The 13428-nt window shown below is 59.6% G+C and carries 11 protein-coding genes; 7 read left to right on the forward strand and 4 right to left on the reverse strand.

Annotated features, from left to right (window positions below):
• The 7 genes from purM to H2O65_RS07325 all read left to right on the forward strand — a co-directional run bounded on the left by purM (window position 1) and on the right by H2O65_RS07325 (window position 9607).
• On the forward strand, window positions 1-1041 hold the full coding sequence (gene purM, locus H2O65_RS07295; RefSeq protein ID WP_182141085.1) for a phosphoribosylformylglycinamidine cyclo-ligase: 1041 nt from the start codon (window positions 1-3) through the stop codon (window positions 1039-1041).
• Window positions 1038-1637 carry a phosphoribosylglycinamide formyltransferase gene (purN, locus tag H2O65_RS07300; RefSeq protein WP_182141086.1) on the forward strand — a complete coding sequence of 200 codons (600 nt, stop codon included), beginning with the start codon at window positions 1038-1040 and terminating at the stop codon, window positions 1635-1637. Before purM ends, purN begins: the two co-directional genes overlap by 4 nt.
• Window positions 1624-2349 carry an IMP cyclohydrolase gene (locus H2O65_RS07305; protein WP_182141087.1) on the forward strand — a complete coding sequence of 242 codons (726 nt, stop codon included), beginning with the start codon at window positions 1624-1626 and terminating at the stop codon, window positions 2347-2349. Before purN ends, H2O65_RS07305 begins: the two co-directional genes overlap by 14 nt.
• Complete coding sequence (locus H2O65_RS07310) at window positions 2346-3533, forward strand: phosphoribosylaminoimidazolecarboxamide formyltransferase (RefSeq protein ID WP_182141088.1); 1188 nt, start codon at window positions 2346-2348, stop codon at window positions 3531-3533. The genes H2O65_RS07305 and H2O65_RS07310 overlap by 4 nt, the downstream gene beginning before the upstream one ends.
• A gap of 10 nt (window positions 3534-3543) precedes the next feature.
• Window positions 3544-4815, forward strand: a complete 1272-nt coding sequence (gene purD, locus H2O65_RS07315; RefSeq protein WP_182141089.1) for a phosphoribosylamine--glycine ligase — start codon at window positions 3544-3546, stop codon at window positions 4813-4815.
• Window positions 4812-8576 (forward strand): phosphoribosylformylglycinamidine synthase, encoded by a 3765-nt coding sequence (locus H2O65_RS07320; RefSeq protein ID WP_259349489.1) that lies wholly within the window; start codon window positions 4812-4814, stop codon window positions 8574-8576. The genes purD and H2O65_RS07320 overlap by 4 nt, the downstream gene beginning before the upstream one ends.
• Before the next feature lie 278 nt (window positions 8577-8854).
• Complete coding sequence (locus H2O65_RS07325) at window positions 8855-9607, forward strand: siderophore-interacting protein (RefSeq protein ID WP_182141090.1); 753 nt, start codon at window positions 8855-8857, stop codon at window positions 9605-9607.
• Between the two features lie 590 nt (window positions 9608-10197).
• Here the strand turns inward: H2O65_RS07325 and H2O65_RS07330 are convergent.
• From H2O65_RS07330 to H2O65_RS07345, 4 genes are all read right to left on the reverse strand, one after another.
• Window positions 10198-10503, reverse strand: a complete 306-nt coding sequence (locus tag H2O65_RS07330) for a chorismate mutase (RefSeq protein ID WP_182141091.1) — start codon at window positions 10501-10503, stop codon at window positions 10198-10200.
• Between the two features lie 137 nt (window positions 10504-10640).
• Window positions 10641-11891, reverse strand: a complete 1251-nt coding sequence (clpX, locus tag H2O65_RS07335) for an ATP-dependent Clp protease ATP-binding subunit ClpX (RefSeq protein ID WP_182141092.1) — start codon at window positions 11889-11891, stop codon at window positions 10641-10643.
• 135 nt (window positions 11892-12026) lie between these two features.
• Window positions 12027-12701: an ATP-dependent Clp protease proteolytic subunit gene (locus H2O65_RS07340; protein ID WP_182141093.1), complete on the reverse strand. Its 675-nt coding sequence runs from the start codon at window positions 12699-12701 to the stop codon at window positions 12027-12029.
• Between the two features lie 2 nt (window positions 12702-12703).
• The gene (locus H2O65_RS07345) at window positions 12704-13327 is read right to left on the reverse strand and encodes a ClpP family protease (protein ID WP_182141094.1); all 624 of its coding nucleotides are present in this window, start codon (window positions 13325-13327) and stop codon (window positions 12704-12706) included.
• Between the last annotated feature and the right edge of the window lie 101 nt (window positions 13328-13428).

Here is a 13428-nt window from a genome sequence, read left to right on the forward strand (position 1 = left end):
GTGAGCGAATCAGCGTCCCGGAGTTACGCCGAGGCCGGAGTTGATATCACCGCCGGATACAAGGCGGTGGAGTTGATGAAAACCCACGTTGCCAGGACCCTGATTCCAGGGGCTATGTCTGACCTGGGTGACTTCGGAGGGCTGTTCGAACTTGACGTCACAGGCATGACGCAGCCCGTCCTAGTCAGCGGTACCGACGGGGTTGGCACCAAATTGAAACTGGCCTTCCTTACCGACCGTCACAACACTGTCGGCATTGACTGTGTTGCCATGTGCGTCAACGACATCGTCTGCTGCGGCGCAAAGCCGCTGTTTTTCCTCGATTACCTGGCCGTTGGCAAGAATGTCCCAGAGCGGGTGGCGGAGATCGTTTCGGGTGTCGCCGAAGGCTGCGTGCAGGCTGGCTGCGCCATCATCGGCGGTGAGACGGCTGAGATGCCAGGCTTCTACGAGGCCGAAGAATATGACATGGCCGGGTTTGCCGTGGGCATCGTGGACAAGCCAAAGATCTTTGACAAGAAGACCATTGTCGAGGGCGATGTCATCATTGGGCTTCCCTCCACTGGCTTGCACTCCAATGGGTTCTCCCTGGTGCGGAAAGTCTTCGATGTGGAGAACCAAGACCTAAGCGCTCCCGTTGAGGAACTGGGAGGCGCGAGCCTCGGTGAAACGCTGCTTACCCCCACACGCATCTACGTCAAACCGATGCTGGCCCTAATGGAAGCGGTGCAAATCAAGTCTGCTTCCCACATAACCGGGGGTGGCTTCTACGAAAATCTTCCCCGCGCACTTCCTCCCGGAATGACTGCGAAGATCAAGGAAGCAGACGTGCCGGTCTTGCCCATTTTTGAACTCATCCAGTCCGAGGGCGCAGTGCCGCGACGCGACATGTTCAACACCTTCAACATGGGGATCGGCATGGCCGTGGTTGTGGCGCAGGCCGACGCTGATCTGGCACTGCAGACTTTGCGTGAAGCCGGTGAGTCGCCCTGCAGGCTCGGTGAAGTGGTGCGCGGCCCAGAAGGCGTGATTCTCTGGTGAAAGCCCGGATTGCTGTCCTGGTTTCCGGTGGGGGCACGAACCTCCAGGCCCTTCTGGACGCCCAAGTGGCGGGAGCCTTGAGGAGCGGGGAGGTCGTCCTGGTTGTCTCTGACCAACCGGGTGCTTACGCCCTCGAACGCGCACGCTCCATGGGCGTGGAGACGGCAGTGCTAACCGAGGACTTCGAAGCCCAGCTCCGTGACCTACTGGAAGCACGCGACATCGACCTCGTCGTCCTCGCGGGGTTCATGCGCATCCTCAGCGCTGCCTTCACAGCGGACTTTGACCGGCGGATTATCAACGTTCACCCCTCACTCATCCCGGCATTCTGCGGTAAGGGCTTCTACGGTCTGCGTGTTCACCAGGCCGCCCTCGACTATGGCGTCAAAGTAACGGGGGCGACGGTTCACTTCGTGAACGAGGTTCCGGACGGCGGGGAGATCATCGCTCAGAAGGCGGTCCCAGTCCACCCCGACGACACACCGGAAACCCTGCAACGCCGCGTCATGGAAGAAGCCGAATGGGTGCTACTTCCAAGAGCGTGCGAAATGATCTCTCAGAGCCTGAACAAAGGAGCGACCGTTGAGTGTCTATGAAGTAGCAAATCCCGAGACACTACTCTCCGCAAACCCCTACCCGGGCCGCGGAATCGTCCTCGGACAAACCCCGGACGGCACGCGGATGGTGGTGGCCTACTTCATCATGGGGCGATCCCCCAACAGCAGGAACCGCGTCTTCGAACGGACCGAGGACGGAATCCGCACCAGAGCCTACGACCCCAGCAAGGTTGAAGATCCCTCGCTCATCATCTACAACCCTCTGCGGACCGTTGACGGTACCCTGATCGTCACCAACGGCGACCAAACCGACACTGTGCGCGATGCACTTGTTGCGGGGCGCTCTTTCGAGGACGCGCTTGAGACCCGCGAGTTTGAGCCGGACGCCCCCAACCTGACACCCAGAATCTCCGGGCTTCTACTTCCTGATGGCCGGTACCAACTCTCCATTCTCAAGAGCGCAGACGCCGAAGGCTCAGCGTGCTCGCGCTTCTACTTCAACTACCCGCCCCTGGCCGGCGTTGGACACTTCCTACACACCTACAACAGTGATGGAGACCCGCTCCCTTCCTTCACTGGTGAACCTCGCCGCGTCGCAATTGCAGACGACGTTGAGGCGTTCACCCAAATGATGTGGGAGGCGCTTGACCCTGACAACCGCGTCGCGCTCTACGTTCGTTCGGTGAGCCTGACGGGCGGCCCAGAATGCGACTACTTAATCAACCAGAACGGTGAGGAGACCGCACAGTGAACCGCCTTGAACTGAAATATGGTTGTAATCCCAACCAGAAGCCGGCCGAGATCTACATGGCTGATGGCAGTGATCTTCCTCTGCAGGTGCTCAATGGGCGCCCCGGGTACATCAACTTCCTCGATGCCCTCAATAGCGCACAGTTGGTGAAGGAGTTGCGTGAGGCCACCGGACGCCCGGCAGCGGCCTCGTTCAAGCACGTCAGCCCCACGTCTGCCGCCCTCGGCCTTCCCATGAGTGAAGCCCTCAAGAAGGCTTGTTTCGTGGATGACATTGAAGGTCTGGACGACTCACCGCTGGCGTTGGCCTATGCGCGCGCCCGCGGGGCTGACCGGATGTGCTCATTCGGGGACTTTATTGCCCTGTCGGACACTTGCGATGCCACCACGGCGCAGATCATCAAGCGGGAAGTTTCCGACGGGGTGATCGCACCCGGCTACACGCCGGAAGCACTGGAGATTCTCAAAGCCAAGCGCAGGGGCACCTACGCCGTGGTCGCCCTCGACCCCAACTATGTCCCGAAAGAGGACGAACGCAAAGAGGTTTTCGGTATCACCTTCCTTCAGGGCCGCAACAACGTCGTCATTGACAAGACCCTCCTGGACAACGTGGTTACCGAGAACAAGGTGATTCCCACAAACGCGCAGCGCGACCTGCTTGTCGCCTTGATTACCCTCAAGTACACCCAGTCCAACTCGGTGTGCTTCGCCGTAGATGGCCAGGCCATCGGGGTGGGTGCCGGGCAGCAGTCACGGATCCACTGCACGCGACTCGCCGCCCAGAAGGCTGATCTGTGGCACTTGCGCCAGAGCCCACGCGTCCTCGACCTCCCTTTCCGCCCTGACATTGGGCGCGCAGACCGCGACAACACGATCGACCTCTACCTGTCCGACGAAGACAGCGGAGACGTGCTTGATGACGGAAACTGGCAGAGGTTCCTCACTACGCGCCCGCAGCCCTTCACGCGGGCGGAGAAACGCGAGTACCTGGCTGGAATCACCGGGGTTTCGCTAGGCAGCGACGCATTCTTCCCCTTCGGTGACAGCATCGAGCGAGCCCACCGCAGCGGAGTTTCCTACGTCGTGGAGCCCGGCGGGTCAGTGCGCGACGACAACGTGATTGACACCTGCAACAAATACGGCATGGCGATGGCCTTCAATGGCGTCCGCCTGTTCCACCACTAGGAGAGCGCGAATGAAGGTCATGGTTGTCGGAGGTGGAGGGCGCGAACACGCCCTCGTCAAAGCCCTAGCCAAGAACCCGGACGTCACCACGCTGTACGCACTGCCTGGCAACGGCGGGATAGCGCGGGATGCGACCTGTGTGGACATTGCCGCGACAGACATCGCTGGCATGGTTGCATTCGCGGTCGACAACGAGGTTGACTTTGCGGTTGTTGCTCCCGACGATCCCCTGGTGCTCGGCGCCGTCGATGCGCTCGAAGCGCGCGGGATCGCGTGCTTCGGACCCAATAAGCGCGCCGCGATCCTTGAGGGAAGCAAGGTCTTCTCAAAGGATCTGATGCGCAGGTACGGCATTCCAACGGCCGCTTACGAGAGCTTCACTGAGCTAGATGCTGCGCTGGCATACTTGGACACGGCTCCCCTGCCAACTGTCGTGAAGGCGGACGGCCTCGCCCTCGGCAAAGGCGTCATCATCGCTCAAACCCGCGATGAAGCACGCGTTGGAGTGCGCGCCATGATGGAGGACAGAGTCTTCGGGGACAGTGGCAGCCGCGTTGTCATCGAGGAGTTCCTCAGAGGGCCGGAAGTGTCCGTCCTCGCCTTCACTGACGGGGATGCCATGATTCCGATGGTGTCGTCAATGGATCATAAGCGCGCCCTCGACGGCGACAATGGCCCCAACACGGGAGGAATGGGGACTGTTGCCCCCAACCCCTATTACACTCCCCAACTCGCTGCGCGCGCCATGGAAGAAATCTTTATTCCCACAATGGAAGCCATGAACGCGGAGGACCGCACCTTTAAGGGCTGCCTCTACTTCGGCCTCATCCTTACCGAAGATGGCCCCAAGGTAATCGAGTACAACTGCAGATTTGGTGATCCAGAAGCCCAGGTGGTGCTGCCGCTCCTGTCAAGCGACCTACTGACCACCATGCAGGCCACAGCCCGCGGGGAACTTGCGAATGTCGATGTGGAGTTTCACGACGGTGCTGCCTGCTGCGTAGTGATGGCTTCAGCGGGCTACCCCGGCGCCTACGAAAGCGGATTCCCCATCGCAGTTCCAGAAGACTTGGAGGCGGAGGTGTACGTGGCCGGGGCGAAACTGGTTGATGGTGAACTCACCACTGGCGGTGGGCGCGTCCTCGGCGTAACCGCAACCGGCGCAACGCTGACGGAAGCAGTCGCGAAGGCGTACGAACAGACAGCAAGAGTCACATTTGACAACGCATACTTTCGCCGCGATATCGGGGCCAAAGCACTCTCTGCCGAAGGAAGGTCATGACCATGGTGTACCGCGTTTACGTAGAGAAGCGGGAAGGGTTCGACGTTGAGGCCAAGGCGCTGGCCGATGATGTCCGCGCCCTGCTCCAAGTCCCTGGCTTGACGAAAGTGCGCCTGCTCAACCGCTATGACGTCTCGGGTATCTCCGAAGAACTGTTTGAAGAGGCGACCCGCACTGTCTTCTCGGAGCCGCAGTTGGACACGGTGTTTGGCGCGTTGCCTGAAGTTCCGGGCGCCCACGTCTTCGCAGTGGAGTACCAGCCCGGCCAGTTCGACCAGCGGGCGGACTCCGCTGCGCAGTGCATCCAGATCCTCTCGCAGGGTGAGCGGCCGCTGGTGAGAAACGCTCGTGTTTACCTGCTCGAGGGCGATCTCAGTGATTCCGATGTCGAAGCCATCAAGCGCCACATTATCAACCCCGTGGAAGCTCGGGAAGCTTCTCTCAAGCCGGTCGACACCCTGGAGGAAACCCACCGCTCCCCCGAGCCTGTTGCCATCGTCAGCGGGTTCCGCGACCTCGACCAGGACGGACTTGTCGAGTTGCAGGGCACATACGGGTTCGCCATGGACCTTGATGACCTCCTTGTCTGCCAGCAGCACTTCCAGGGTGAGCTGCGCGATCCCACCGTCACTGAGCTGCGCGTCATCGATACCTACTGGTCGGACCACTGTCGGCACACGACATTCCTCACCGAGATCGACCACGTCCAGTTTGACGATCCGCTCATTCAGAAAACCTATGAAGACTACTTAGCGATGCGAAGGGACCTGGGGCGCACCAAGCCTGTCACCCTCATGGACCTTGGAACCATCGCTGGGAAATACCTGCGTAAAGAGGGCAAGCTTCCCCACCTTGATGAGTCGGAGGAAATCAACGCCTGTACCGTGAAGATCCAGGTGGACACGCCTGAGGGCCCCGAGGAATGGCTGCTTCTCTTCAAGAATGAGACACACAATCACCCAACCGAGATTGAACCGTTTGGCGGTGCAGCAACCTGCATCGGCGGCGCAATCCGCGACCCTCTCTCCGGGCGCGCCTACGTCTACGCAGCAATGCGCGTGACCGGCGCGGGTGACCCACTCAAGCCCGTGCGCGAAACACTGCCCGGTAAGCTGCCGCAGCGCACTATCGTCACCAAGTCTGCTGCCGGTTACAGTTCCTATGGCAACCAGATTGGTCTTACTACCGGCCAGGTTGATGAAATTTACCATGGCGGGTATGAGGCCAAGCGCATGGAAATTGGCGCTGTCATCGGTGCTGTGCCGGCGGCGCACGTGCGGCGCGAGGTCCCAGAGCCAGGAGACGTCGTCATCCTTCTTGGCGGCAAGACGGGTCGTGATGGTTGCGGCGGGGCAACCGGGTCATCGAAGTCCCACACCACCGAGTCTTTGGAGACCGGTGGACCCGAGGTGCAGAAGGGGAATGCTCCCGAAGAACGCAAACTGCAACGTCTTTTCCGCAATCCCCAGGCGTCCCTCCTCATCAAGCGGTGCAACGACTTCGGTGCGGGCGGCGTTTCTGTTGCCATCGGCGAACTCGCCGACGGCCTCGCCATCGACCTCGACGCTGTCCCCAAGAAATATGAGGGACTGGACGGTACTGAACTAGCGGTTAGCGAGTCGCAGGAACGCATGGCCGTGGTTGTTGAGAGCGGTGATGTTGAGAGTTTCCTCGACCTTGCCTCCAAAGAGAACCTCGAGGCGACCGTTGTCGCCACAGTCACGGATGATCGACGCCTGACGATGGTGTGGAACGGGCAGATGATCGTCGACCTGTCGCGCGACTTCCTTGACACGAACGGGGCTGAAAAGCACGCGGTCGCACATGTGACACCTTCGAAGCCTTTCGCACGTGAGCTGCCAGGGGGCTTCACCGCCGGTTTGCTCGCCCTCGCCGACGACCTCAATGTTGCCTCCAAACGCGGCCTCAGTGAACGGTTTGACTCCACGATCGGTTCGGGCACCGTCCTCATGCCGTTCGGTGGGCGCCGCCAGCGCACCCCCTCGCAGGCAATGGTTCACAAGATCTCTCGCGAGGAAGGCGACACGACAACGTCCTCCCTGATGGCGTGGGGTTTCAACCCCTTCATTTCGGAGAAGAGTCCATACCACGGTGCATACCTGGCGGTTGTGGAGTCAGTGGCAAAGTTGGTCGCCACCGGGGCTTCGCTGGATGACACCTACCTGACGTTCCAGGAGTACTTCGAACGCCTGCGAGGCGACGCAGTGCGGTGGGGTAAACCGCTTGCTTCGCTGCTCGGTGCACTGCGTGCCCAGAAGGAGCTTTCTCTGGCCGCGATTGGCGGGAAAGACTCGATGAGCGGCAGCTTCGAGGACCTCGACGTGCCGCCGACCCTAGTGTCATTTGCGGTGACAACCGACCCCATCTCGCGCATCATCTCGCCGGAGTTCAAGGAAGCCGGTCACGTCGTCACCCTGCTCGCCCCCAGGTACGGAGACGATGGGCTGCCCGAGGGCGATTCTCTGATCGAAACCTTCCAAACCGTGGTGGACCTGACCAGCGCCGGGAAAATTCGCGCGGCATACACTTCGACATACGGGGGCGTTGCCGAGGGCACCCTGAAGATGGGGCTGGGCAACCGGATCGGCCTCGACCTACACGAGGACGTCACGCTCGAGGACCTCTTCGGGTACTCCTACGGATCATTCGTTCTTGAGTTTGAGCACGAGGGCGACGCCGTTGGCACCCCGCTGGGTAAAACCAGTGTTGAGGCAGAACTACGTCGAGGTGGAGAGGCCATTGCCCTCTCTCAGCTCGAAGAGATCTATGAGGCGAAGCTGGAGCCAATTTATCCTTCCACGCCGGAGCCTGACGGTGGAGTCATCCCCACATTGAACTACACGGTAGATACGTGGCCCCGCCCGGCTGCACACGGCGCCCCATCGGGCACCGCCACCACACTGGGCGCCACCACTCCACTGGGAGCCACTCCACTCGCCACCCCACCGCGCATTCTCATTCCCGTTTTCCCGGGGACCAACACCGAGTATGACGCGGCAAAGGTGATTCGCGCGGCAGGTGCGGAGCCGGAAATCGTCGTGATCCGCAACCTGACGCCCTCGCAGGTCTCCCAATCTGTCGAGCACTTCGCAGAGCGCATTGCACAGGCGCAAGCTATCTTCATCCCGGGTGGGTTCTCAGGTGGCGATGAGCCTGACGGTTCAGCAAAACTCATTACCTCGTTCTTCCGCAGCGGTCCGGTGCGCGAGCAAGTTGGTCGCCTCCTCAATGACAGAGACGGTCTCATGCTGGGGATCTGCAATGGATTCCAAGCACTGGTGAAACTGGGATTGGTCCCCCACGGGGAGATCGTTGATGCAGGTGCGGACAGTCCAACCTTGACCCTCAACACCGTGGGCTACCACCAGTCGCGGTTGGTGCGCACGCGGGTAGCCTCGAACCTCTCGCCTTGGCTCATGAACACCGCACCCGGTGAAATCTACACTGTCGCTATCTCTCACGGGGAGGGACGTTTTGTCGCCTCTGAGGAAGTAATGGCGGACTTGATCGCGCGCGGGCAGGTTGCCACCCAGTATGTCGACCTCGAAGGTAATCCGACCTCGGAGGTTGGGTTCAACCCCAACAATTCAACCTATGCGGTAGAAGGCATCACTTCACCGGATGGCCGCATCCTCGGCAAGATGGGGCACACCGAGCGCGTCGGCGAAGGGCTGTACAAGAATGCCCCGGGTGAGTTTGATATGGGGTTGTTCACCAGCGCGGTGCAGTACTTCAGTTAGTCGCGGCACCTCGACCGCCGACCAGCCCAGCGCAACCAGGTCACCCCGGGCTCAGCCGACCAGCCCAGCGCGTCCGGACGCCCCAGCCCAGCGGATCCAGACGCCCCCAAGACAACTAGCGAGCCGGCTCGTTAAGGCGCAGTGCAGTGTCTTGGCCAACCATCCAACTCCATTTTAGGTTAGGCTAACCTAAGCTAACTATGTGCAGGGGTCAACCTGTCATCTGGATGCGGCACAAGAGTCAATCTATTTTCCGGATACGGGAGGAGTCGCGATCTATGGCCTCAAGAGGTCTCACCGGTGTGATGATGAAGGTGTACGGAGCCAAGGACCATTTGGCAACCGTAGTTGACACCGAGTTCCTTGCTCCCCACTTCGTGCGGGTCCGCATGCACTCCCCGACGCTCTTTCAAGATCCCAAGGCGATCATTGCACCCACCGCATACTTGCGGTTTTGGTTCCCCGACCCTTCAGGTTCAGGCCGCGAGCACCAGCGGGGTTACACCATCTCGGAGGCCACCCCAGCGGAGGGAAAATTTGCGGTTGACTTTGTGCTCCATGAGCCTGCCGGGCCGGCCTCATCGTGGGCGGCCGCCGTGCAACCAGGAGCGACCATCGAGGTGACTTCACTCGCGTCCACCGCCTTCAAAGTTGCAGATCCACTGCCTCACGGCTATCTGCTAGTCGGTGACGCGGCAGCAATACCTGCTGTAAACGACGTTATCAACGCCTTGCCTGGAACCGTTCCTGTCGAACTGTACCTGGAGCTTCACGACGACCAAGACAGAGCCATCCCGCTTGCCAGCCACTCAAACTTGAGGCTCCACTGGATTGACCGCAAAGATGAGACTTCGCTTGCGCAAGCAATTGAGAGCCGCGACTGGAGCGGATGGCAAGCGTGGGTCGCGACCGAGGCCGGATCACTGAAGCACCTGCGGACAAAGGTGCGAAGCGAGTTTGCTTTGACCGGTTCATCTCTGGCAGCGCGCGCCTACTGGTATGAAGGGCGCCCCTTCGGCAAACGACGCTAAACCCTGCAGCAGGGGCAGGTCGCCAAAGTCGGCGTAGGTCGCCGTTGTTTCGCCGAACCCACCACAAACCCGAACCAAGGTCGCCAAAGTCGGCGTAGGTCGCCGTTGTTTCGCCAAACCCACCACAAACCCGAACCAAGGTCGCCAAAGTCAGCGTAGGTCGCCGTTGTTTCGCCAAATTATCGGCGACCTACGCTGACATCGGCGACCAAGGGCGTTCCAGGCCACGACATCGGCGACCAAGGGCATTCCAGGCCACGACATCGGCGACCATGGCCACAACACGTACATTTCGCGAAACTGCAAGCGTGCGATGCGTGTGGGTCTGCCAGGATTTGGTCCGACGCCACCAGCAACACCACCGCCCGCCTTGCCAACGCCCGCACCACTGGCCAAAGTGTCTAAGGTTGCCGGGGTCGCTTAAAGTTGCCTCCGATCGTGCGAATTGCGGGCAACCTTGCGTGATCCCGGCAACCCTGCGTGATCCGGGCAACCTTGCGTGATCCCGGCAACCCTAGGCTGAGGTGCGTGGGTTCAAAGAATGAGAGTTACCGTTGGGAGCTGCCCCTGCGCAGGGAGGGTTGCCCCTCCTACTCCGACTGGTATGAGCTCTTGATTACCTCATGGTGGCGGATCACTTCATTCACCATGAATGTTAGGAAGGTTTCCGCAAAATCAGGATCCAGCCCAGATTCCACCGCAAGGTCCCGCAGACGCTGCACCTGCTCTTTCTCTCGCGCCGGGTCAGCAGCAGGCAAACCCTTCTGAGCCTTGATATGTCCAACACGCTGGGTACAGCGGAATCGCTCAGCCAAAATATGGATCAGAGCGGCATCAATGTTGTCGATTGTGCGTCGTTCATCCGCCAACTCAGACGGAACATCGCTGGCGGTCATCCGGGGACTCCTTAGCGGTCAAAGTGGAACAAACCGCAGTCTAGCCGGAACATTCGCTACCCAGTCGAGCATTCCGCGGCGGGGCAGAAGCAGGAATAGCACGGGGAGCGCATCGCCCGCAGAGAACATCGACCGATCTATGCAGACCGCGCAGTGGTTTCCCCAAAGAGGAACACCCGGGGTTCACCCTCACCGGTCACTGCCTCTGCCGTAACAACGACCCGCTCCACATTCTTCTCAGACGGAATCTCAAACATCAGCTCAGACAGCGTCTCTTCCATGATGGATGACAAGCCGCGCGCACCCGATTCCCGCTGCATGGCAAGACGAGCCATCGCAGCCAGAGCCTCAGGGGTGAACTCGAGCTCAACCCCATCCAGGTCGAAGAGTGCGCGGTACTGATTCACCAAACAGTTCTTGGGCTCCGTCAAGATTGCCACCAGATCACCCTCAGACAGCAGCTCCGTGGAAGTAACCACCGGGAGGCGCCCAATGAACTCTGGGATCAACCCAAACGAGTGAAGATCTTCGGCCGAGACATGCTTGTACAGGTCGCCCATCTCTGAAGCAACAGCCAGCTCAGTACCAAATCCTGTCTGCCGTTTCCCGAGGCGTGCCTTGACAATCTCATCAATCCCGGAGAAAGCCCCTGCGGCAATAAACAGAATGGATGACGTGTCAATCTCAAGGAACTGTTGATGCGGATGCTTCCGACCACCCTGGGGCGGAACGGAGGCTTTGGTTCCTTCAATGATCTTCAGAAGGGCCTGCTGGACGCCCTCACCCGAGACATCCCTGGTGATCGAAGCGTTCTCACCTTTGCGCCCGATCTTGTCAATCTCATCAATGTAGATGATGCCGCGTTCGGCCTTCTTAATGTCGCCATCCGCGGACTGAATGAGCTTGAGAAGAATATTCTCAACATCCTCACCCACATATCCCGCCTCTGTCAGCGCGGTCGCATCGACGATACAGAAGGGAACATCGAGCAGCTTCGCCAACGAGCGGGCCAAGTGAGTCTTCCCAGTGCCTGTGGGACCAAGGAGCAGAACATTCGACTTCGTCCCCTCCAAATCCTCTCCCCCACCATTGCTGGCGCGCACCCTCTTGTAGTGGTTGTACACGGCAACCGACAAGGAGCGCTTTGAACGTTCCTGCCCAACCACCCAGGTGTCAAGGAACTCTTTGACCTCCTTCGGCTTAGGGAGAGTCAACTGGCGCGGCTCAACCTCTTCCGGCAGTTCCTCTTCAATGATGTCATTGCAGAGCTCAACACACTCATTACAGATGTAGACCCCAGACCCACCGATCAACTTGCGGACCTGCTTTTGGGATTTGCTACAGAAGGCGCACTTCAGCAACTCCGAACTATCTTGGAACGAAGTCATTTCGAACCTACCCCTCCTGCTGACTCACCATACCGACGCCGGTACTAAGAGGCGTCCCATCGACGCGCCTTCAGCCTATTAGAGCCTTCCGACATCTAACCCGAGGGCGCGCCGTGGAATCACCCGCCTGCTTGGCTAGTCGGCCTTTCGACTGGTAAGCACGTGGTCGATCAGACCGTACGCCTCCGCCTGCTCTGCTGTAAGAATCTTGTCCCTCTCAACATCTTTGCGGATCTGCTCTTCAGTTCGTCCCGTGTGTGCCGCGAGCGTTCGCTCCATCCACACGCGCATCCGGTCAATCTCATCCGCGACAATCTGGATGTCTGAAGCCTGCCCCTGCACCCCATCCATTGCGGGCTGATGAATGAGGATGCGAGCATTAGGCAACGCGAGGCGCTTGCCCGGCTGGCCCGCTGCGAGCAACACCGCAGCTGCCGAGGCCGCCTGCCCCAAGCACACAGTCTGAACGTGAGGACGGATGTACTGCATCGTGTCGTAGATAGCCGTCATCGCGGTGAAGGACCCGCCGGGGCTGTTGATGTACATGGTGATCAAGGAGTCCGTATCCATGCTCTCCAGTACCAGCAGTTGCGCCATAACGTCATCTGCGGATGCGTCATCAACCTGAACGCCGAGGAACACGATCCGATCCTCAAAAAGCTTCGCATACGGGTCTTGTCGCTTGTAGCCGTACGCAGTGCGCTCCTCAAATGTTGGGAACACGTAACGGGACTGCGGCATTCCCTCGGGAGCTACGCCTCCCGGCATCTGCCGCTGAATTGCATCAAAGTAAGGCTTCGTTGAGGTCATTGCTATGCCCCTTCCTGGCTGGACTTGCGGCCAATGGACTGCGGCTGGTCGACAATGTGGTCAACAAAGCCGTACTCCAGCGCCTCTTGCGCAGTAAACCACTTGTCACGATCGAAGTCGCGGTCAATCTGTTCGACGGTCTTGCCGGTCCGGTCCGCAATGATCTCAGCCAGTTCCTTCTTCATGTGAAGGATCAGGTCGGCGTTAATGCGAATGTCGGTGGCAGATCCGCCAGCACCACCGGAAGGCTGGTGCATCAAGACACGCGTGTGGGGCGTTATGTAACGTTTGCCGTTGGTTCCCGCCGTCAATAGGAACTGTCCCATGGAAGCGGCAAGTCCCATACCAACCGTTGCAATGTCGGGCTTCACGTACTGCATGGTGTCGTAGATTGCCATACCGGCGGTCACCGAACCGCCCGGGCTGTTGATGTAGAGGTAGATGTCTTCATCCGGGTTCTCTGCGGCCAAGAGCAGAAGCTGCGCACAGATTGCATTTGCGCTGTCATCACGCACTTCGCCACCGAGCCAAATGATGCGCTCTTGAAGCAATCGCTGGTAGACATTGTCATTCAGACCCATACCGGACTCGTTTGGTCCCGCACTGGTCGGTTGAAGCGTAGTCATAGGAACTCCGTATCTAAACCTAAGGACGAGGACGGAGGGCCACACCCTCCGCAACTATCCCCAAACTAGTCGCGGCCGCTCCACAATTCTGCATTAGCCGC

Source organism: Schaalia sp. JY-X169 (genome assembly GCF_014069575.1).
In the GTDB taxonomy this organism is placed as follows: domain Bacteria; phylum Actinomycetota; class Actinomycetes; order Actinomycetales; family Actinomycetaceae; genus Scrofimicrobium.